The sequence below is a fragment of the Methanolapillus africanus genome, from assembly GCF_032714475.1.
Taxonomy (GTDB): domain Archaea; phylum Halobacteriota; class Methanosarcinia; order Methanosarcinales; family Methanosarcinaceae; genus Methanolapillus; species Methanolapillus africanus.
This window is the reverse complement of the sequence record NZ_JAWDKD010000013.1, coordinates 1-24,211: the sequence shown is the minus strand read 5'-3', so window position 1 is coordinate 24,211 and position 24,211 is coordinate 1. Positions and strand designations below refer to the sequence as shown.

Here is a 24,211-nt window from a genome sequence, read left to right as displayed (position 1 = left end):
AAAAAAATGATAGAAAAGAAAATGAGAAGACTGAATATTAAAAAAAGAAAAATCATTTGTGATTTGACAATCACAAATGAAGTTGAATTTTGTTTGTTTTTTAATTTTATTGTTTTTGTCTGTTTTGACGTTACAGTTATTGCAGGAACGGATAGGAAGAACCTTCGGTAATGTCCCAAACATTGGTGAAATCCCATCCGAGACCGGAATAGAACGCTACCGTCATTGCGGAAACTGATGAAACATCATCGCCGTCCTGGTCCGGGTCGCTGCCGGCGAGTGTGTCAAGACCGTAATTGTCTGCTGTCGTCACGGTGCCGCCGGCATAAATTCTGCCCGTTACGTCTCCTGTAATGGCGTCACACAAAGCAACGGAGGAGCTGATCTCAAAAGTTTTGCCGGCCACCCCGTCGTTTAACACAACGCCAACCAAACCGCCTGCTGCAGACCCTGACGAAGATGCAGATGTAACATTTCCGGCGGCGTAGCAGTTTTCAATTGTGACATTCATCCCGTCGGCGCCGGAAATTTCACCATATCCGACTAAACCGCCGGCATGAGTTGTGTTGGCTGAATTCGCCTCAACGTCGCTGTTTGCATAGCAGTTTTCGATCAAAACGTCGTTTGAAGTCGACGCAAAAATATAACCGATTAAACCGCCCGCGTTGGCAACAACGGGAGCCGTACTGTTACATGTCACAGAGCTTCCCGAAACAAAGGAATTTGAAACGACGGTCCCGGCCGATCTGCCGATCAAACCGCCGGCGCCCTCTTTTGCATACAGTATATCACCGATTAAGATGTTGCAATCCTTAACATGACTGTCGGAAATTGTATCATCTATTGAATAACCGGTGAGACCGCCGGCTGCTCCGGCAACAGACGTAATATCAGAGTCTTCGACGAAAGATGTTTGAATTGTTGCATCATTGCGGCCGACTAAACCGCCGGCTGTCGCATATGCTGAAACGACTGAATTCGTAACATTCGAATCGGAAATCAGTCCATTGTCAGCATTCTGGCCGACAAGACCACCAAAATACTTGGACTCATCGGAAGTTGTGATGGAACCGGAGAAAGACGAATTCGAGATATTTTTGATGTTTAATCCGACCAAACCGCCGATCTCAGAACCGTCCGTGACGACCACGTCGCCGGTCAACGTACAGAACTCAATTTCACCTTCATTTTCACCAGCAAACAATCCGCTGCGGTCCAAAAATGAAAACGCGTCAACATCCGCGTCCATATCGAAGTTTCGGAGTGTACCGACGTTGTCGCCGACAAGACCGCCGACAAACGAACGTCCCGAAATGTTCACCGTGACGGAAGAATCAATGATGTCGTACGTATTGTCCAAATTCGCCAAATTCCTTCCAATCATACCACCAATTCTGCTGCTGCCCGGCGCTGAAACGGAGCCGGAGCCATTGAAGAAGATGTTTGAAAGGCCGCCATTGACTTCATTCAAACCAATCAGTCCGCCAATGTATTCACCCTTATCGCCGACGTTGCCGGTTGCGGTTCCGATAACTGTGCTGTTCGATGTCGCATAAGAAATCGACGCGTTGTTGATACCGATCAGACCGCCGGAATTGTTGTGCGCCACCGTGACCGTTCCGTTCGCGTAAACGAATTGACCGGATGCGCCGGTGATTCCGCCGGAATTGTTGCCGACAAGACCGCCGACGTCATTGTTTCCGCTGACGTCGCCTTGTGCAAAGACGCCTGTTCCGGTGCCGCCGTTGATGGCAGCCCGGTTGTAGCCGATCAGACCGCCAACGGTGTTATTTCCGCTCACATCGCCGGTTGCGCTTGACGAAGAAATCGCTCCGTTCGGATCGTTTTGTCCGATCAAACCGCCGGTTGTGTTGCCGGTTGCCGTCACATCCCCGGTTGTTTGAACATAAGACAGAGATCCGTCATTCATTCCCGCAAAACCGCCGACATAGTCGCCGCCGGTCACATTGCTTTTAATCTGAATGGTATTGGTGCTGCTCGTGTTTGAAACGGTACCCATGTTGTCGCCGATGAAACCGCCGATGGATTGGCTGTGACCCGGCGCCGAAATGTCATTCGAAATCACAATGGCTTCGACGATCTCAACATCTCCCATGTTCAAACCGACGACATTGCCGATCTGTCCGGTTGTTCCGGTTCCGGTCACCGTGAGCGTCGAATTGACGGTCGAGTTGTTCAAAACCAAATCGCCGTAATTGCGCCCGACAAAACCGCCGCCGCAAGATGTGTTCGTGAGGGTAACAGCCGCGGTGACAAAAGACGTGTTGATTTCAACATTGAGGTTATTGCCGACAAGTCCGCCTGTGAAATTACCGCCCGAAACCAAAATGGGAGTGGCGCTTGCACCGGCATTTCCATTAATAATCGAAGCGTTGTTATGGCCAACGAGACCGCCGACATACTGACTGCCCGGCGCTGAAACGTTGCCGATAGACGAAACGCCTGTCAGTGTACCGCCGGCCGCGTTGTAACCGATTAAACCGCCGAAATATTGACGGCCGCTGCCTGTACCTTCGGAAACATCGCCTTCTGCACCGACGTTAGAAAGCAGGACTTCGTTAGAACCGGCAAAACCGCCGACGAAGGAATTTCCGGTCACGCCGCCGGTTGCAAAGATCGCCATCGAGGGCGAGTGTATTGTTCCTTTGTTGCTGCCGACAAGACCGCCGACATAAGTGGAGCCGTTGACATCTCCGGCTGCAAATGTGCTGTCGCCGGACGAATCGCTGCTGATATTTCCGTTCACCGTATTCAAACCGACAAGGCCGCCGACATAAGCAGATCCGTTAACATTGCCGCTGGCATTCGAAATGTACACAGATCCGTTGTTTTCGCCAATAAAGCCGCCAATATTATCGTTTCCTGAAACTTTTCCGCCGGCATTCGAAAAACGAACGTCTCCGGAGCTGTTGCCGATCAAGCCGCCGACTTTGTTGGTTCCCGTTACATTTCCGCCGGCATTTGAATCGGAAACGTTTGCCGAACTTAAACCGATCAAACCGCCTGTGTAATTACCGCCGGTGACGTCGCCTTCAACCGTACAGTTGAAAACAGTCTGGTTGAGACCAATACTTCCAATCAAACCGCCGACAAAATTCGGATCGGTTCCGGTTGCGGTCACGGTTTTATTGGAATAGGAATTTTCAATAAAAACGGGCAATTCGGAGACGTTTTTATGAGAAATACCCACCAAACCGCCGAGATTCTGATCGGTGCCGGCAATGGTACCGGTAACAGTTCCGTTAATAGCTGTGGAATTATTCACCCGGCTGTTCTCAACGCGTCCGACCAAACCGCCGGTGTTGATGCTTCCGGTGACGTCGCCTTCCGCCGTACAATTCCAGACAACATAAGACGCCGCTTGTCCGGAAATGGTTTTGTGGTCGCCGACCAAACCGCCGGTTTGTTGTTCGCCGATCACGGTGTTGTTGGCGAAACTGTCGGTCACGTTGGCATTGACGTTGTAGCCGATAAGGCCGCCGGTTGCGTTGGCCCACCGGTTGGGCGTGACAAACGCCGACTTTTCACCTTTCACCGTGAAGTTGATTGAAGACGCGTTGGAAACGGTGTGAACGCCATTGACGCCGTTGTGCGAGCCAACGAGACCGCCGATATAATCATAACCGGAGATTGTCGGCGTCGTTCCGAGTCCTTCGGCGGACGAAAAGGAAACATTTCCGAAGTTACTGCCGATAAGACCGCCGACATTCTGGCTGCCGGAAACGGAAGAACCGTTGTAATGGGCATAGGACACGTCACCCTTGTTTTCACCGATCAGACCGCCTGCCGCTGAATAGGTTGTTGCGACCGTTGCGTTTGACCAAACATATTTGCTGCCGGAAACACCTGAAATATTTCCGACGTTGTTACCAATCAAACCGCCAGCGGTTGTTTCTGCCGTCACGGTTCCGGAATAAGAGAAGATATTGGCGGCGTTTGCCGTCAAATCAGCCGTGTTGTTGCCAATCAGACCGCCGACGTTCATGCCGGTCGGTGCGTTGATTGTGTTGGTCGTCGAAACGTTCGTCAAAGTGCCGCCGACATTGTTTTGGCCGATCAACCCGCCGACGTCTTGTGAACCGGATGTGCCGACGTTAATTCCTTTCACTTCGGCGCCGATGGAACTTGAGTTGTTGACAGTTGCGTTGTTGACGCCGGCCAAACCGCCGACATAATAGAATCCGGTCACGTTTGTTCCATTGTAAAGAACGGTTTCCAATGTTCCTGTGTTCGAGTTGTTCCCGATCAAACCGCCGACATAACTGGATCCGGCCACGGTCGAATTTGAATAAATAGTCTTTGCGGAACCGCTGACAGGTACCGTGTTGCTGCCGATCAAACCGCCGACAAAGTTGGTTCCGACAACGTTTCCGGTGGCGTACGTGCCGGTCCCGGCATTGCTGTTAACAGTACCGGTGTTGATACCGATCAAACCGCCCGTATTATTAACGGACGAATTCACATCGCCTGTCGCATAAACGTTGGCGAGGGCACCAGAGTTGTTGCCGATCAAACCGCCGACGTTGTCTTTTGTGGTCGCATGCACTGTTGCGCTGGTGACGTTCACGTCAGCCGTGGAGAAAGAATCGTCGACGGTGCCCTTGTTCAAACCGATTAACCCGCCGATATTTTGAGAACCGGCGGAAATATTGTGCAGGGAGATTGGAGCGGTCGGTGTCGAAGAGACGTTTGAAATAGCGCCGCCGATTTCATTTGTTCCGATAAAACCACCGACTTGCAGGGAGGTTGCCGGTACGTTTCCGCTGGAATTGTTTTCGCCAAGCGTTCCGTTGAATTTGGCATTAGAAACGGAAGCGTTGTTCCAACCGACGAAACCACCCGCACTGATTGAACCGTTCACTGTGCCGTTGGCAAAGACCGGATTGGTGTTTGTGCCGGTAATTGTTCCACCGACACCGTTGTAACCGATCAAACCGCCGGTATATTGATAACCGCGGACATGTCCGGATGCATTGGAAGTCGAAACGGCTCCCGTGTTATTACCGATGAGACCGCCGACGCTTGTCGTTCCTGTGACAGCCGCGGTGGATTGAACGTTTCCAATGCTTTGGTTGTTCCATCCGATAAGACCGCCGATGTTTGTACCGCCGGCAATACTTCCGCGAACTGTGATCGTGTTTGTTGTGCTCGTTCCGGTAATCGGACCGGCGTTATAGCCAACGAACCCGCCGATGTTTGTACCTGAAATGGCTAAATCGTTGGAAAATACCAAGGCTTCCGTCACATCAATGGTGCCGATGTTTGTTCCGACCACACCGCTGATATTAGAAAATATAGATCCGGCAGTCGTGAAAGTCGAATTCACGGCTGAATTGTTTAAAACGACTTCACCGTTGACGCCATTGTAACCAACGAAACCGCCGCCGCTTTGGGTGTTTTTAAATTGAATTTCGGTGACGGAAGACGAACCCGTAATTTGAGCGTCGTTCCATCCGGCAAATCCGCCTGTAAAGTCTTTACCCTTAACAAGAATCCGTGCGGTCGGATCTGTCGCGTTGACCACTTGAGAATCTGAAATGTCCGCGCTGTTTTTTCCGACAAGACCGCCGACATGGCTGCTGTTGTTCGCCGAAACAGATGACGCAGACGCGACATTTGACAAGGTGCCGCCGGCTTCATTCAATCCGATGAAACCGCCGATGTTTTCATGTGAAGCGGAACCGGTACTGGACCAGTTTTCAGAAACGGCCCCTTCATATTTGGAATAAGAAACCGCTGCATTGTTTTTACCGATCAGACCGCCGATGCTGACATTTCCCTTCACGCTGCCGCCGGCATAAACTTCATCGCTGGATGTCCCCGTAACGGCGCCGGTGTTGTTGCCGATCAAACCGCCGACGGATTCCTCGCCGACGACGGTCACGTTCAACGCTTCGACCTGTGAAACCGTTCCGGCGTTGCTGCCGACCAAACTGCCGACATTATCGCGTCCGGTTATGGTTTGACCGTCCATATCCAACGTTATGTTTTTTATTTCGGAACCTGTGGCGGTGGCGCCGAAAATACCGATGTTATCGAATGTTGACAAATCGATGAAAAAGCCTGTCAATGTGCTGCCGTTGCCGTCAAAACTGCCGTCAAAGGCGTTGGTTGCCGCATTCGATCCGATCGGCGACCAGCCGAGACCGCTGCTTCCGGCACGGGCATACGGATAAGTGACTGTGTCGGCTGAATTCCAATCGTCCGGATAATCCAAACTATCGTTGAGCAGGAAAAGTTTTCCGGAACCGTTTCCGTTTGTGTAATATCTGAGGGCGTCAAACTGAACGATGTTATCAATCAAATAAGCGTCTCCGCTTGCACCGGTTCCCGATTCAAACGGGTAATTAACAGATCCTGCGATGGAGTTGCCGCCTCTGGAAACGGAATATGTGTAAACTTTGCCGCTGCCGGGTGTGGCCAAGGGCGTTCCGGATAAATTAACAAGGAAAGTGTCCGCTTGCAATGTATAAGTTTCAACGTCCGCTGTTCCGATGGTCCATGATCCGGTGTCTGCCGCGTTATCGAGATTCACATAATTCACAGTGGTAATGTCCGCCGCCGTAATCGTTGCGTTGGCCGTCACCAAGACGCGAAGCACTTGGGCGGATTCGCTGTAATCGTAAAGTTCGGCCGAATATTCGATGATTGGCGTGGTTGGCGTTGTCCCGCCGCCGCCTGTTGAGTTATTGGCGATGATGTCCGGCAAACCGGCGGAACCCTTGGACGGTTCAGGCTGCGTATAACCTTCACCGGTGCTGTTGTTTCCGGGTAAAGAAAGAGAGCAATTACAAATCTGTTCGACTTTTTCTTTCTGGCTCAAACACGTGACCGTAAGAAGAGCCAAAATAATTAAGATCAGAATAATAATGCCGACCTTAATGTATTTTTTATTTTGTTGAGTTTTATCTGATTGAGAATCCATACTGAATAACCCATTTTAATTTTAATTAGAGATTATTATATCAGTAAAATAATTGTGATATGCAAATTAGATTGATGGTGAAATGAAGTTGAAAAAGATGAAATCGTTGAAAAAAATATATTAATTGGAGAAATATATTAGTTTGAGAAATAAACGTTTTTGAAAAATCCGCTGCCTGAAGCGGATTTTTCATGATAGAAAATGAACTCGAAATGTGGGTTGAGACCATTTGAGTCCATAATATGAGTAAATTATACGATTCTATATAAATATTACTAAAATAATAAGTTATATTACTCATATATTTCAAATATAATAAAAAAAGGGGAATATTACTCAAAAATTATAATATCCTAACAAAACCTCTTGAAAACCATGAGGGATAGGAACACCGGTAAACTTTCAATCTCATTATCCATGAGTCAACAAATCATCAACAGGATGAATAATTTAATTAAAACGGGGAAGTTTTCGTGCCTGTCCGATGTGGTGAATACCTCAGTTTTAATGTTTCTCGGAAAAATCATTCTTTGCGAAAACGAGGACGGATTCGAACATTCGATGATTATGGAGTTTGAGCCGAACGATTCGTCTCAAAAAACGCAGATTTCCGTCGCTTTTAATTTTTTCGTGATCGACAAACTCAGCGAAATCGCGGAAAATATCCAGAAAAATAAATCCTATGTGGTTCGAATTGCCGTTCATGATTTTATAAATTATTGTGAAAATAATGAAGAAACCATTCGATATCCGACGCAAAAGAAAACGGACTCGGAAATGCCGACGACGCGGATGGAATTAAAAGAAATCATGAGAGAAATATTGGAAGAAATTAAGATCAAAGAGTAATAATAATAATTGAATTTTAACAATATTTCATAATTTTAACTGTTATATTTTTGCTTTTTATTTCAGGCAAAAATGAACATCTTTTTTGAATGTCGGATTTTCCGCTGTTTTTTGATGCGCATTCTATCCATTTTAACGGTTGAAAATAAAGCAGCCAACGACAGCGAAAAATGAAAAAACGTTTGTGAAAACACAAACGGTTTTTAAATTTTCAGTTTAAGGCTCCCACATTAAAACCGGATAACCGCCGGCATACCATTTCCAAATACCGGTTCCGACACTAAAATCCCAGTCCAGATTAGACGTATAATTGCCGGTTCCGGTTCCATCGTAGAAGCTTTGCAAATTTGTGTTGAACCCTGTGACATTCAACCCATCTTTTCCGGAAAGATCGGATGTCCACGAACCGCTCGGATTTCTGGCAGAATCATTTCGACCGTAATTGTTCACAAAGTTTGTGTTGACCAAACTGTCCGTATCAATATTTCCGCTGACGCGTCCGAGCGTGCCGGCGGAACTTGATGAAATCGGGTAATAAGACGTCAGTACAACACATCCATTGATACTGTTATCCACATCAGTATCCGAAAAACCAACGATGCCGCCGGAATAATTGCCGGCTGCGTTAACGCCTGCATAAAAGTGGTAGGAATTAGAAATATTATTGTAATTGGCGCCGATGAGGCCGCCAACATTGTTATTCCCGTTGACTTGGTTGAACGAATAACAATTCGAAACATCGCCGAAATTTTCACCAGCCAGCCCGCCGACATTGTCGCCCGTACCTGTGATGATATAACCGCCGCCGTTTGAAGCCGTCGACGTCGACGATGAAATCACGCCGCCGGCTTGGTTGACGCCGACAAGGCCGCCGATATTTGTGCCGCCGCCGATATTTGCCAGGCTGCGGCTGTTTGTCAACGTTCCGTTGTTGTTTCCGATAAGACCGCCCACGTTTTGGCTGCCGGTTGCGGACACGTGTTCCGTCACATCCAATACCAATCCGACTGAACCGAATTCCGGTCCAAACTCAGGAATAACATCAAAATCAGGTTCCAAATCCGACCCCAATAGATAATAAGAACTGTAGGTGTAACTGACCGTTCCGCTGTTGTGAAGACCAATCAATCCGCCCACATTTTGAGCGCCGGCTGCGGAAATGGCGCCGTTGGCATAGATTCTGGACGCGTTGGTCCCGGTCACATCGCCCGTGTTATTGCCGATGAGGCCGCCCACGTTCAATCCGTTTACGGCCGTCACGGATTTTGAAGAGAGAACGTTGGTCACCGTTCCGGCCGAATGCTGTCCGACCAGACCGCCGATATTTTGAGGGGATGAGCCGAGACCATAAACCGCACCGCCGGTGGAAGATGAATTGTCAAGTCCCCCGGAAGTGAAATTGCCGACCAGACCGCCCACATTCGCCGTTCCGTTAATTTGGCCGGAAGAGGAACGCGTGTAATTAATATTGCCCGAATTGTGCAAACCGATGAGACCGCCGACATTTTCGTTTCCGGCCACGGACGAAACCATATTAATCGGCGTCACAGACGTTCCGCCGACGTCTCCCGTGTTGTTTCCGATGAGACCGCCAACGTTGGTTCCGTTTGCGGCGTTCACCACTTTTGAAGAACTCACCATTGAAACAGTTGTTCCGGACGAGCGAAGACCAAGCAATCCGCCGATGTTTTGAGAGGTGGCGCCGGTTCCATAAACGGTACCGGTTAACGAATTCGAATTATTGACGCTGCCGGACACAAAATTGCCGATCAAACCACCGGTTTCGTTGGTTCCGTTCACGGTGAGCGCGGAAGAATTCGTATAATTCACATCCCCGCTGTTATGAAGACCAATCAAGCCGCCGACGTTCGTATTTCCGGCAACGGAGCCGGTCGAACGAATGAAGGCGGAGGACGCGCCGCTCACATCGCCCGCATTGCTGCCGATCAAGCCGCCCACATTGGTTCCGTTTAAGGCGTTGACCGATTTAGATGAATTGACGTTGGCCACCGTTGTTCCCGACGGACGCAAACCAATGAGACCGCCTATGTTTTGAGGCGACGTACCGATGCCGTTGACCGTGCCGGAAGTTGAATTGGAATTGTTGACGCTGCCGGAAACAAAATTGCCGATCAAACCGCCGGTTTCATTTGTTCCGTTGACGGAAGTGGCGGAAGAATTTGTATAATTCACACTTCCGCTGTTATGAAGACCGATCAAGCCGCCGACATTGTTCACGCCCGCCACAGATCCGGACGAATAAATGGGGGTTCCGCTCGTTCCTTCCACATTTCCCGTGTTGTTTCCAATGAAACCGCCGATGTTGGTACCATTCGTAATCGTAACGTCGCATCCCGAATAAGTATTAGAAACCGATGTTCCGGATGAACGAAGACCAATCAGGCCGCCCACATTCGTACCGCCGGCCTCTGAATAAACCAATCCGGTTGAATAAGAACCGTTGACGGACCCGGCTGCCAAATTGCCGACCAATCCGCCCGCATTTTTAAAACCCGGAAGTTCTCCGTGAACAGAAAACGAAACGTGAGAGGTTGGAGAATAAGAGGACGATTCAATCGCACCGCTGTTGTGAAGACCGATCAGACCGCCCACATTTTCAAAACCGCGAACAGAACCCTGCACAGAAACAACACCCGAACCGGTTTCGCCCACGTCTCCCGTATTGTTACCAATCAGGCCACCCACATTTGTGCCGTACGTGGCATACACTTGCGGCGCCAAACTAATATTTGATAAAATAATGCCACCCGAACGCTGTCCGATCAGACCGCCGATATCTTGCGGTGTAAAACCATCCCCATAAACAACGCAATAGGCGATGGAATTGCTTAAATTGCCATCTTCGTAAAGACCAGCAAGTCCGCCCACGTTTTTGTAACCCGCAGCTTGGCCATCCGCCCGAATAGAGTCAAGATCGCCGCCGGTGTGAAGACCGATCAAACAGCTGACGTTTTCAGCGCCGTAAACATACCCGGCCGCTTGAATAATCCGCGAAGACGTACCGGTGACGTTGCCGGAATTGATACCAATCAGACCGCCAATGTTCGTTCCGATGAGATTTTCGCCCGGAATGGCAAAGCCCACATTTTTGGATGAATTGATACTGCCTGTTGCCGTATCCATATCCGCCGTATTGTTGCCGATGAGGCCGCCCACGTTTTTGAGACCGGAAACGTCGCCGTAATCAGACGTCGTGTAAACGTTGGATAACGTTCCGCCTTCCCGAAGACCGATCAGGCCGCCGACATTGGTTCCGAATTCGGCGGTCACCGGACGGTTAACATAAGAATTGTCAACATTTCCGGAAACGAGATGGCCGATCAGGCCGCCGATGTTTTCGGCGTCCGTTCCGTTGCCAGTCACTGAATAAAAACCAACGGACTGCGTATGGTTGATATTGCCGCTGTTGTGAAGACCAACAAGGCCGCCCACATTTTTATTCCCGGCCACCGGATACTGTAAATCAATAACACCATCAATCGCGCCAACCGTATTCACTGATCCGTCCAAGTCGCCGGAATTGTTGCCGATGAGGCCGCCCACGTTGGTTCCAAGCGGAGAGTCCAGAGACGCGAACGCATACGTATTTGAAATGTCGCCGGCGCCGGAAAGACGCGTGCCGGCCAAGCCGCCAATATCGGAACCCGTGCCGGTGATATTAATGCCGTCTGCCAGAGACTGACGAATATTTCCGGTTCCTTCATTTTGACCGACCAGGCCGCCGACGGAATTGACGCCGGTAATCGCCGGACCGTTAAACGAACTGTTGGAGACGGTTCCGGCGTTGCTGCCGGCCAATCCGCCGACATAATCTTTTCCGGCAATGGATGTACCGATCACGTTTGTGTTGTTGATCGTCCCCGTATCTGAAACGGCGCCGAAAATGCCCATATAATCGCTGCCGGAACGGTTGACATGGAAATTTTCAAGAATGATTTGGTTCCCGTCAAAGGTTCCGGAAAAGGCGTCCGAGGGCGAGGACCCGACCGGCTGCCACAAACCGCCGTCCGAATAAGACCGTCTGTGTGTGTTGTTGTCGGGATTGTTCCAGTCCTGCGGCAAAACCAAATGGTTGGAAACGCTTGACGGTCTTTCCGGCGTCTCTAATTCAAAATATTTGCCGGTTCCGTTGGCATTGGTATAATACCGGACGGCGTCGAAATGAACGACATTTTTAATCACATAAGGGTCCGAAACGGTACCGGCGCCGGATTCAAACGGATAGTGAACAAAATCGCCGGTGTTGGTTCCGCTCGTATCGTTGAGAGAAAAATTGTAAACCCGCCCGTCTCCCGGCATATTTAACGGCGCCCCGGTCACGGAAACCAAAAATGCATTCTCATCCAGCTGATAGATTTCGGAATTGTCCACCGACATCGTTCCGATGACCAAAGGGTTGCCGATTTCTTCATAAGTCACCACGAAATCCGGAATGGAAGACGTTGGCGAATTCGCTTTGACCAACAGTCGCAGCGTGTGGCTGGCGACATTATAATCGTAAAGGGAAACATAATAATCCGGCCCGGTCGGCGTGACGCTGCCGCCGCCGGTCGACGGTGTGACATAAATTGTATTGTTTGCCGTATTGGAGCCGTTTGTGGTATTATTGGAACCATTGGACGTATTATTCTCCGCAGATGAACCGGAAAGAGAACACGGAAACGTGTCAATTTTGTCATACGGCGATCCGGTTATCAAAACAACGGCAAAAAGCAAAAACAAAAAAATGAGCGCGGCTAAGATGATTTTCTGGAGAGGGGAGGACACATAAACACCCGGGAAGACCTTGATCTTTCAAAATCTTCAAACAACTTTAATTAAAATTGATTTGATATAATTTATTTTTATGTATTTATTAAAATATATACATAAATATGATGAATATATAAAAATGTATTGAAAAATAAAAAGACGCCACAGCTCATTGAAAATGAAAGGCAGCAATGCTGATAACGCGCACGAAGCGGCGGCGATAAAAAAACAAAATAAAAAGAAAATAAGAAAAAAATTAAAAAAAATAAGAAAAAAATTAAAAAAAATAAGAAAATCTTTGATGATAAGTCATCAAAGATTTATCCAAATTATATCGCCGACGGCCATCTCAAAACCGGATAATTGCCGCCCCAAACCCAAAAACCTGCCGGGCCAAAATCCCAGCCGATTGATTCGTACAAAGATTGTTCAGGATCATAAGTGTTGGAGGCACCGTCTTTTCCGGAAATATTCGACACCCAGCCCGAACCGGCCGGATTTTTGCCACGGCCGTCAGTTCCGTAGTTGTTGGAAAGTGTTGTTTGGGAAGGATCAAAATTGCCGGTGATCCGTCCCAGCGTCGATTCCGAGCCGGATGAAACCGGCAGCCCGAACAAAACCGTACAGTTTTGAATTCTGTTGGGCGCATACGGACTCGAAAATCCGACGATCCCGCCCGCATAGTTACCGCTTGCCGATACCGGCGCATAATAAACGTAGCAATTGGAAACTGTTTTGTAGTTGGAACCGGCAATGCCGCCGACATTATTGACGCCCGTGACGGGATCGCAGGAATAGGAATTTGATACGGTTCCGAAATTTAAACCGACAAGACCGCCCGTATCGTCTCCATTGCCCGTGACGGTATAACCGTTTGTAAAGGACGCGGAAATTGTGCCGGGACCGTTGTTCGTACCGGCAATGCCGCCGACGGAAGCATTTCCCGTAACGGCGCCGTTTGCTGTGCTGTTGGCAATGCTGGCGTTGTTATAACCAACCAGGCCGCCGACAGATGAATTTCCGGTTACCGGCCCAGACGAGATCACGTCATGAACGGATCCGCCGCCATGAAAACCAATCAGCCCGCCGACATAATTTTTACCGGTCACGCCGCCGGACAAGTAAGTCGCCCCTGAAACGGTTCTTCCGTCAAAGTCGCCCGTGTTGTTTCCGATCAGTCCGCCGACATTGGAGCCGAGCGGCGAATGAACGGCATCAACCGCCGTTATATTGGAAAGAGTTCCGTCGTGACGGGTACCGATGGCGCCGCCGATATCACTTCCGGTACCGATGATCGTGCTTCCCGTCGCGTAGCAATTGGAAATCCCCGCGCTGCTTTTGCCGGCCAAACCGCCGACGGAATTGACGCCGGTCACGGAACCCACGAAATAACTGTCCGAAATGGACCCGGAGCCCATGTTGACGCCGGCGATTCCGCCAACATTTTCTTCATACCCGTAAATGCCGGACGTATTCGGCAGGCCTTCCCATCTCCCGCCGTGAGATTGCGAAATCGTTCCCGAATTGACGCCGGCGACGCCGCCAACGCTGATGTTTCCGGAAACAATATTGGCAACGTGTTCGGAATTGGAAATCGTTCCCGAATTGACGCCGGCAACACCGCCGACATTGATCTTTCCGTGAATCTCAGACCGGACGGAGCAGGCGTCGATCAAACCGTTGTTTTGGGCGGCAAGACCGCCGACGTAATCTTTTCCGGTCATGATTGTTCCGGTCACGGTCACGTTTTTGAGAACGGACCCGGACGCCGTCACACCGAAAATGCCCATATAATCCGCATCCGGACGGTTGATGTCAAAACTATCCATCAGAATACCGTTGCCGTCAAATGTGCCGGAGAACGGCTTTTCGGCGGAGCCGACCGGCTGCCAGAACTTTCCGTCCGAGTAACCTCTCTGCACCGCCGCAGATTCGTTGTTCCAATCCGGCGGCATCACAAAAACATTGGCGTCAAACCCGGGATACGTTTCATCCGGCATGACCAGCTTGAAATATTTGCCTTCTCCGCTGCTTCCGGCGTAATACCGCAGCGCGTCAAACTGAACGATGTTCGCGATTTCAAAAGCGTTATCGGCGTCTGTCCCGTTGCCGCCGTCAAACGGATAGCAAACGCTGTCGCCGGTTCCGCTGCCGCGGATTTCGGACAGGCTGAACGTGTAAACTTGACCGTCGCCGGGCGTGTTTAACGGGACGCCGGTGATGGAAACCAAGAACATGTCGGGGCTGTCTTGGAAAATTTCATGACGAACGGTCATGTTTCCGGACGCGCCCGTGCCGATGTTTTCAAAACCGGCGGCGAAGCCCGGAAACGGACCGATTTCTTGGTCTGCTTGCACAAGCAGTCGAAGCGTGTGTGTGACTTCGTTATAATCATAAAGTTTTGCCGTAAAATTGGCGTTGGTGGGCGGGATTGGAGGTTCCCGGCCGCCGATAGACGGATTTGCAAGAACGGGGTCTTTGCCTTTTTCACCGGCGTTCGAACTTATGTGATTTGAATCAAACGCGGCGGAGGAATTTGAAGAACCGTTGGGAAGCAAGGCGGAAGAATTGTTCTTCGGGTCTTTTTCTTTCGGCCAAGCCGCAACAAGCGCAGCTGCCAAAAGAAGAATCAATACAATAACGACGATCAAAATCGTTTTGTTCGGGGGTTTTTCCATAGTAATCCTTTCTGTTTTTTGAGGCGTATCAACTTTGCAATTTCAAATTGACAAACAAAAGAATTGATTCAAAAATAGATGAAATGAAATAAAATCATGGACGTGCGACGTGTGGAGGGATGTTTTTGAAAAAAAATAATTCGACCGAACAGATAATATATTTCTGATTTATTTTCATATATTTTTGAACAATTATACAAATAAAAACATATTTAACTATAAATAGATTCCCTGCCTATTGATATTATAAAATTCGATTGAAAAAATCGGCAACGGAAAAGATGATTGAAGAATAATAAGAAAATTATAAAAAAGAGAGATAAACGAGATGGAGAGAAATTGATCAAAAAAACGAATGATTCAAATATGAAAAATGACGGAAACGGGAGGAGAATCATAAAAGCCGGATCAAATTGAAAAAAACCGCTTTTTTTGTAAAACGTCTGCCAAAATGAACGCCGTAACGCGCGCGCCGGCGGCACGCAAAAAAAACAAAAAAAAGAAAAAGAGAAGAAATCAAATTGAAATCAGATTTCTTCCTGCCATTGGAAAACCGGAACGTTGCCGGCGTCGTCCCAAGTCCAAACGCCGGTCCCGGCGTCAAAGTTCCAATTCAATGTATTTTCATAGAAATCCAAATCGGCATCTGCCGGGAGGATTGTTTCACCGTCTTTTTGAGACGTATCCACGACCCAAGAATATTCAATTTGACCAAAATTATTTGAAACATTATTGGGTGCATAACCGGCGTCCGGAACCGTTATACGGCTTACGAAACCATAGTTAGGATTCTTTTCAATTTGGCTGTTGAGTGAAATTGAGTTTGTCAGGTTGCCGAAAGATTTTTCCGGTGTCCCCTTGGAAAGCCCCGAAATCCCACCAACGTAACTGTAACCTTCAACAGAGCCGGTCGAATAAACCCGATCGATTGTTCCGTAATTGCTGCCGGCAATACCACCGGCAAACGTACCGGTTTCTGAAATATTAGCGTCCACATCGCCCGTGGCATAACAATCGCGAATGACACTGTTGGTACCGGCTGTACCGACCAAACCGCCGATGTGCCGTTCGCCGCCGCCCAACGATTTAATGTCGCCGGTGGCGTAAGATTCGGTAATTTTTCCGTAATTGTCACCGACCAGACCGCCGTTGCTGCCTCCGGCAGCATTAATACTGTTGGTTGAGAAGGATTTTTCAATCGTTGAGCCCGCCAGATTCCGGCCGACCAAACCGCCGACCAAACCGCCGCACCCTTCAAACGTCATGTTTTCCGAGGAAGACGACAAGATTTTTCCGCCATTTTCGTTTTGACCGACAAAACCGCCGGCTTTGGAGATATTTCGCATCGTACCGTCTGTTGAAGAGGAGTTGGTAATTGTTCCGGTGTTGCCGCCGGAAAAGCCGCCGATGATATAAGAATCGGTGCGCGTGGAAATTGTCATATTTTGAGCGGAAGAGTTTGAAATAATTCCGGCGTTGGCGCCGGTAAAGCCGCCGGTGCTGACATGGCCGTTAACCGTTCCGTTCTTGGAATCCGAATCGGTGATGTTTTTGGCGTTTGCCCCGACAAGACCGCCGATACAGTTGGCCGTTCCGGTAACCGTGTTGTTGACCGACGAAACATTTTGAATATCAAAATAACTGGAGCCGATCAAACCGCCGACATTCACCCGTCCGCTGACGGCTGTATTTTCCGTACCGGAATTGGTCACCGAACCGTTGCTGAAACCGATCAGACCACCGACCCAATTGTCGCCGGAGACCGTGCCGGAAACAACATGGCTGTTGGTCACCGTGCCGGCGTTGTTGTTGCCGATCAAGCCGCCGACGGAAGCATATCCGCCCGGCGCCTTTCCGGAAATCTGACCGGAAACCGATCGAACGCCTGAAACCGTGCCCAGGTTTGTACCGGCCAAGCCGCCGACATCACTTTGTCCTCTGATGTTCGTGTTGTTTAACGTCAAATTTTTAATTTCAGAGCTGGAATTCGTTATGCCAAATATGCTTACGTTGTTGGCTGCCGGCCTGTTCAAGTAAAAACCGTTCAGTTCATGACCGTTTCCATCAATCGTCCCCGAAAATCTGGTGGCAGAGCCGCCGACCGGCAGCCATCCGTTTCCGTCGGAAAGAGAGCGGTTGTAGGGATTTTCAGCAACCGGCGCGTTCCATTCTTCCGGATATGTCACATTGCCGCCGAGAGCGAAAGACCGGCCGGTTCCGGCTGCTCCTGTGTAATATCTGAGGGCGTCAAACTGAACGATGTTTTCAATTTGATAAGCGTCGGCGCCGATACCGGTTCCGGATTCAAACGGATAATTGGCAGAAGCGTTAAAATCGGTTCCCGAAACGGTGTAATTGTACAATCTGCCGTTTCCGGGCGTGGTGAGCGGCCCGTTGGAAATCGAAACCAAGAAACTGTTTGGTTCGGAATAAGCTTCAATGCTGATGTTTCCGGCATCAAAATCACCCACGTCTGCGCCGCCGATTTCAGCATAAGAAACCGTTTCCAAATCGGAGTCCGTCAGCGTTTGGTCGCTGGACACCAAAAGGCGAAGCGTCTTTGTCGTGTTGTTGTAATCATAAAGTTCGGCCGAAAATTTCGGACCCGGCGGTTCCGGATCCGGGCCCGGCGGCGTGACCGGGTTGCCGCCTTGCTTCGGGTCGACAACAATAGACGGCAATCCGGATGAGGTCTGTTCTTCTTCAAAACCGGGCGCTTCGCCGGCCGGAAGACTGCAGCTGCAAATGCTTTCAACCGGCCCCGGATTGTAAAGAACCGTGACAATGAGAAGGAAAGAAAACAAAAGAATCAAAACGGCAACGCCTGTCTTCATCTTCTTTTGAGACCCGGATCTTGAACCCGGAATGGATGCTGAACCTAAAGGCTGAGCGGACATTATATCACACACTTTTTTTATTTTTTAATAAATCATTATTTTTCCTAAATAGTAATTTCTACTAATACAGTAATAATCCATCCAATTATATAAATATTTCATTTGAATATTTTAATTTGTGTTAAATAATAATATATCATTAAAATAAAAGACATTTTTGACATATATAGTCAGAAGTTTCTGAGTGGAAACCCGGCTTATGAATGTGATTTTAACCGCCGGGAATATTTTCTAAAAACAGTCCATCGTTTTCAAAAATTCAAAAAAAAAGCCGGCTTTTGAAAGCTCAAAGAGAACGTGTTGCGATAACGCGCGCGGCGGCGGCGCGCAAAAAAACAAAAAAAGAAAAGCAAAACAGAAACGGAAAACGGCAGAATGCCGTTTTCACCGTTTGATTAAATCGTCCACGCCAAAATCGGATAAAACGGCGCATCTGTATCCATTGTCCACGAATTGGACGTGTTGACCGGGTCGTAGAACTTCCAAGTCAGCGTCGTCGCAATGCTGCCGCCGCCCTCATAAAACGCCCGTTCCGTGGCATTTGTTGATGTGACGTTTAAACCGTCTTTTTTATTCAGCGCCGCTTCGCTGCCGCTGCCGGAAACCGGCAAACTGTCCAGCGCATAATTGTCCAAAAGCGTGAACGCAGCGCTTGTGTTGTTGGAACCGAGAATCCGGTAACCGTCGTTGACAATACCGCCTGTTTTTGTGACGGACGGATTCAGCGCAACGGATGAGGTGACGGATCCCCCGCTCGCATATCCGACAAGGCCGCCAACATTGTTGTTTCCGGAAACCTTTCCGCCGGCATAGCAATCCGTGATGTTGGACGTGGAAAGATTGCCGATCAAACCGCCGGTTCCGTTATTGAAACCGGAAACATTGGCTGATTCGTAACAATTTTGAACGGAAGAATTGATTGAAAACCCGATCAGACCGCCCGTGCTGTAATTGCCGGTAACGTTGCCGCCTGTTACGTAAGATGTTTGAACGGACGTGTTGTTGGCTTTGCCGATCAGGCCGCCGACGGATTCATTTCCGGAAACGCCGGCTGCGGAAAGATTGACCGAACAGTTTGAAACCGCCAAGTTCGCAAAAGACGTGCCGATTAAGCCGCCCGTGCCGTTGGTCCCGGTCACGGAAATATTATCCAGCACACACGTTTCCAGAGTGATGTTGCTGCCGGTTCCGACGAGGCCGCCGACTTCGGTGCGTCCCGAAACGGTTGTGTTGTTGACCATTGCGGCGGATTTGAGGCCGGTGAATTGGCTGGTTTTGGAAGAAGCGCCGGCCAAACCGCCGACATCGTCGAGTCCGTTAATGTTGGAATTCGACACCGAGGAATTGAAGATGATGCCGGTGGAATTGTTAAAACCATTCGCGCCGGCAATCCCGCCGACCGAACTCGCCGTTGCGAGGCTGATCGTTCCGGAGAAACTTGAATTGTTAATGGTTGCCGGCGACGTCGTGTTGTTGGAATTGTTGCCGACGAGACCGCCGAACCGCAGCTGGTTGGTTGCAGAACCGGTGGCCGTCAACTTGACCGACGAATGGCAATTTTCAATGGATTTATTGTTGCTGCCGACCAAACCGCCGACTTCCTGCAGTCCGGTCACATTATTGGCGACGCGGACGTTTTGGATTGTGCCGCTGTTCCGTCCGGCAAAGCCGCCGACGCCGGTGTTTCCGGTGACATTGACGGATGAAAACGTTGTGTTGTTCCAATCCGCCGTTCCGAAAACCGTTCCAAAAAGGCCGCCCACATACGTGCATGACGGCGCGTTGACGGTGCCGGAAACGGAAATCGGATGAGCCGAATCATAAATGATATTGGCGTTGTTGTTGCCGATGAAACCGCCGACGGTGTTGCCGGACCCGGAAACACTCACCGACGTATTGACCGTGATATCTGAGATTGAATCATTCGCGCTCTGCCCGGCAAAACCGCCGACATTTGACACGGCGCCGACGCCGTTTACCGTTGCGTTGACGGACGAATTGTTAACGCTGCCAATATTGAGTCCGATCAAACCGCCGACATAAGCCGTGCCGTTGACAGTCAACGGCGTTGCCGGATTGACCGGATCAACTTTTGCAAAGGAAACCGCTTTGCTGCTGTATCCGGCAAAGCCGCCGACGGATGAATTCCCGATGACGTTCGCCCTTGACGACAGAAGGCTTGTCGCATCGCCTTGAACCGTTCCGTTATTGTATCCGATAAAACCGCCTGTGTTCAGCGATCCGGAAGGATTTCCGGAAACATTGCCGTAGACAGCACCGGAAACACTAATGGGGGAATTGACCGCCGCTGTGACCGGTCCGCTGTTGAGGCCGATGAAACCGCCGGTACAGTTCACCCCATTAACGGTTGCTGCAACGGTTATCGGAGAGTTTCCGGAAGCCGTTACAGTTCCGTTGTTGCGGCCGATCGCGCCGCCAACATAATGGCTCTTGCTGCCGTTCACCGTGCCGCTCATGGACGCCGGAGACGTTAAAATGCCGCTGTTGTTGTTCAACCCGATGAGACCGCCGATGGGATTTGGGGTCGGCGTTGATAAAGACGCATTGTCTTTGACCGTAACCACCGCCGACACATTTTTCACCGTCGCGTTGTTTTGCCCGATCAGGCCGCCGACATTGCTGCCGCCCGTCACGTTCACGGAAATCTGCGGACTGCTTGAGCCGACGGTAGAATTGTTGACGGCTGCGGAATTGTTGCCGATCAGGCCGCCGACATTTGAGAATCCGGGCGCTGAAACCGACCCGCTGAAAGACACATCTGTGACGGTGCCGCCGGCCAGATTTTCGCCGATGAGGCCGCCGCAATTGCTGCCGGAAGATTGGCCGGTCACAAAAACAGTTCTTGCCGTTGAGATGTTTGACACAGCTCCGCTGTTATTACCGATCAAGCCGCCGACGTACCTGCTTCCGGTAATCCCTGTCACCGGCCCGGTGATTGAAACATCCGATACTTTCTGGATGTTATTGCCCATCAGGCCGCCGACATATTGATTGCCGTAAACGCTTGTTGAAAGCGTCAATCCAAAATCGCCGCCGGCATTATCGATTATTCCGGAATTATCGCCGATCAAACCGCCGACATAGTTATAACCGAGAACGGAAGACGCAAAGTTAACAGATCCTTGGAGGTGAACAGGACCCGAATTCGTGCCGATTAAACCGCCGACATAATTGGAGTAGGGGGCTGAAACAGACGAGGTTGTCGAACCGTTAAAATCAACACTTGCATTTCCCCCGGCGTTTTGGCCGATAAAGCCGCCGATGTAAGCGCCGAGGCTACTGCCGGTTCCCGTCCCGATAATAGTGGTCACGGCAAACGAATTGCTGATGGACCTGTTATTGTAGCCGGCAAAACCGCCCGTGTGATTTTTTCCCGTAACGGAAACCGGATTGTTGAATTCGCCAACCATTGAATTTGAAATATTTCCGCCGTTGCTGCCGATCAGGCCGCCGACGTAGGCGCCGTTTGGCGCATTAACGGAGCAGTTCGCGGAAAGATTGGACAATTCACCGATATTCGTACCGGAAAAACCGCCCGTTAAATTATTGCCGGTCACCGCCCCGGAAACCGAAATCTTATCCGCAGCCGTCCCGGAAAATGAAGCGTTGTTTTGACCGATAAAACCGCCGACAAAATTGTTATTAGGCGCATTGACCGTCACATTGGCATTCACCGACGATAAGACGCCCGCCGGTTTATTGCTGCCGATAAAACCACCAATGTAGCCATTATCCGGCGTCGCCAAACTTAAATTACCGGTCACCGCTGCAAAAACGGAAGAATTTGAAACCGGCCCGCTGTTTTCACCGATCAAGCCGCCGAGATACCGGCTGCCGCTCACTGTCATCGGCGTTCCCGCGGTGCCGGCGGCGGCGTTTGAAATCGTGCCGGAATTGTTGCCGACCAGACCGCCGCCGTAATTACCGTTCGGTACCGAAACACTTCCTGTTGCCGACACATTGTCGATTGTTGCGGAATTGCTGCCGATCAAACCGCCGACAGTTCCGCTGCCGGTGATGATTCCGGAAGCAAATACAGGATTCGAAACAGTTCCGGAAATCGGACCCGCGTTGGTTCCGATCAAGCCGCCGACGTTGCTGCTTTTCGTTGCGTTGACCCGCGACGTCGAATTGACGGACGACAATGTGCCGCCGACATCGTTGAAACCGATCAAACCGCCGATATGGGTTCCCGTTGCCGACAAACCCGTTACCGTTCCGGTCGTTGCTGCACCCGAAACGGAGGCGTTGTTATAGCCCATCAAGCCGCCGACGCTTGTGTTTCCGGAAACGGCGCCGGTGACAGTAATGATGTTGCCGGCCGTTGTAATTGTCTGATTGTTGGAACCGATGAACCCGCCGACAGAACCGTTGCCGGTCACCGGTTTTGAAAAGACGGCCGGCTCGGAAAACGTCACCGTTCCGTCATTCTTTCCGATGAAACCGCCGACGTTGCTGCTGTTGGCGGCCGAAATGGTGCTGTCGGCAAAAGAAGAATCAACGGTACCGGAATTGCTGCCGATCAAACCGCCCACGTTCTCCGTACCGGAACCCGTGCTGACGACCGTGTTTGAACTGATATAACTTGAATTGGAAATGGCGGCGCCGGCACTGTTATTTCCGGCCAGTCCGCCGATGTTGCTGCCGCTGCCGGTCACGGTTCCGTTAACGGTTTGGAAATCCGTGATGCTGCCGCCGTTGGCGCCAACAATGCTGCCGACATTATTTTGTCCGGAAATGGTTTTTCCGGTCAGGTTCAGCGTCATGTTTTCAATTTCAGAACCGGCTGCAGTCACACCGAAAATCCCGATGTTATCCGTGGACGGTTTCTGAATAAAAAAATTGTTGAGGGAAGAACCGTTGCCGTCAAAAAGACCGTCAAAGGCGTCTGTGGCGGAAGTTCCGACCGGATCCCAGCCGCTGCCGTCGTTTCCGGCGCGCTCGAACGGATTGGACGCGTTGTTCCAGTCCGCCGGATAATCCAAATCCGTATCCAATTGGAAATATTGTCCCGGATTGGAACCGGAACCGTTTGTATAGTATCGGAGCGCGTCGAATTGTACGATATGAACGATGGTAAACGGATCTCCGAAAATGCCGGTCCCGGATTCGAACGGATAATTGACATGATCGGCCGGCTCTTCGCCGAGAGTGAGATGGACGTTGCTGCCGGACAAAATGTAAGAGTAGGATTCGCCGCTCCAAGGCGTGTTTAACGGCGGCGCCGTGACTGAAACCAGATATTGGTTGTACGTATCGTCATAAAGAACGACACCGGCGACGGTTCCCGCGCCGTTGTCAGACGTTGTGTTGATATTTTGATACGCGATTGTGTCGATCAGATTCGGATCGGCAATCGGCTCTTCCAACGTCGCCAAAAGACGCAGCGTGCCCGTGTTGGTGCCGGCGTCAAATTTGAAGTCGTAAAGCTGAATGCCGATCGGCGGCGGAGACGGCGGCGTCACCGGATTGCCGCCGGTGGTTTGGTTGGCAACGATGATGTCCGGACTCGACGAATTGTTGGTTTCATTTTGGGGACCCGGCGGATTGGAAACCGCGCAGTTGCTGCAGGTTCCCTCCGTTGGTTTTTGACTGAGACACGTTGTCAAAAGAAGAACAAGCAAAAGAAGAACGAGAAGAAGAAGAACGACTTTTATGTATTTTTTATTGCGGGCGTCCATAATTTTCACTCTGAGGTTTAAATTTTAAAATATGGACTTAAATGGTTTTTTAAATATATAAAATGTTTTATAATTTTGTATTTTATAAACATCGTTTATCTAAAATTGAAAATTGAAAAAAGAAAAAGAGTCCCCTTCTTTTGAAAACTCAGAGGAAACGTGTTGCGATAACGCGCGCGGCCGGCGCGGATTGAAAAAAAAGAAAATGGAAGAAAGGAAAGAGAAAAGAAAAAAGGAAAGGGTCACGATAAGAACAACCAAATAAATTGGTGTTCAAATCATGATCATGCAGATGAAAAACAAATACATTTACCGTTCTAAAATTTCAGAATCCAAATTTCGGCAAATTGTGAAGCTTTTTGCCTT

Annotated in this window: 6 protein-coding genes and 1 pseudogene; 2 read left to right on the top strand and 5 right to left on the bottom strand. The window is 49.8% G+C overall.

The features are described from left to right. Positions 1–136: 136 nt before the first annotated feature. Positions 137–6,946: a hypothetical protein gene (locus MsAg5_RS03260; RefSeq protein ID WP_338099190.1), complete on the bottom strand. Its 6,810-nt coding sequence runs from the start codon at positions 6,944–6,946 to the stop codon at positions 137–139. Positions 6,947–7,453: 507 nt separating this feature from the next. On the opposite strand from MsAg5_RS03260, the gene MsAg5_RS03255 reads away from it, so the two are divergent. Continuing rightward, complete coding sequence (locus tag MsAg5_RS03255) at positions 7,454–7,795, top strand: hypothetical protein (protein ID WP_338099189.1); 342 nt, start codon at positions 7,454–7,456, stop codon at positions 7,793–7,795. Positions 7,796–8,011: 216 nt separating this feature from the next. On the opposite strand, the gene MsAg5_RS03250 is transcribed toward MsAg5_RS03255, so the two are convergent. From MsAg5_RS03250 to MsAg5_RS03235, 4 genes are all read right to left on the bottom strand, one after another. Beyond that, the gene (locus tag MsAg5_RS03250) at positions 8,012–12,583 is read right to left on the bottom strand and encodes a beta strand repeat-containing protein (protein WP_338099188.1); all 4,572 of its coding nucleotides are present in this window, start codon (positions 12,581–12,583) and stop codon (positions 8,012–8,014) included. Positions 12,584–12,897: 314 nt separating this feature from the next. Continuing rightward, on the bottom strand, positions 12,898–15,246 hold the full coding sequence (locus tag MsAg5_RS03245) for a GLUG motif-containing protein (RefSeq protein ID WP_338099187.1): 2,349 nt from the start codon (positions 15,244–15,246) through the stop codon (positions 12,898–12,900). Between the two features lie 527 nt (positions 15,247–15,773). Then, the gene (locus MsAg5_RS03240; RefSeq protein ID WP_338099186.1) at positions 15,774–18,143 is read right to left on the bottom strand and encodes a GLUG motif-containing protein; all 2,370 of its coding nucleotides are present in this window, start codon (positions 18,141–18,143) and stop codon (positions 15,774–15,776) included. Positions 18,144–18,538: 395 nt separating this feature from the next. Continuing rightward, the gene (locus MsAg5_RS03235; RefSeq protein WP_338099184.1) at positions 18,539–23,845 is read right to left on the bottom strand and encodes a beta strand repeat-containing protein; all 5,307 of its coding nucleotides are present in this window, start codon (positions 23,843–23,845) and stop codon (positions 18,539–18,541) included. 286 nt (positions 23,846–24,131) lie between these two features. On the opposite strand from MsAg5_RS03235, the pseudogene MsAg5_RS03230 reads away from it, so the two are divergent. Further along, positions 24,132–24,211: pseudogene (locus MsAg5_RS03230) on the top strand (IS1595 family transposase); the annotation flags it as partial.

What these genes read in the sequence shown, in the direction of transcription:
- MsAg5_RS03240 (WP_338099186.1), bottom strand. Translation starts at nt 18,143, where the DNA reads ATGTCCGCTCAGCCTTTAGGTTCAGCATCCATTCCGGGTTCAAGATCC.
- MsAg5_RS03260 (WP_338099190.1), bottom strand. Translation starts at nt 6,946, where the DNA reads ATGGATTCTCAATCAGATAAAACTCAACAAAATAAAAAATACATTAAG.
- MsAg5_RS03245 (WP_338099187.1), bottom strand. Translation starts at nt 15,246, where the DNA reads ATGGAAAAACCCCCGAACAAAACGATTTTGATCGTCGTTATTGTATTG.
- MsAg5_RS03255 (WP_338099189.1), top strand. Translation starts at nt 7,454, where the DNA reads ATGTTTCTCGGAAAAATCATTCTTTGCGAAAACGAGGACGGATTCGAA.
- MsAg5_RS03235 (WP_338099184.1), bottom strand. Translation starts at nt 23,845, where the DNA reads ATGGACGCCCGCAATAAAAAATACATAAAAGTCGTTCTTCTTCTTCTC.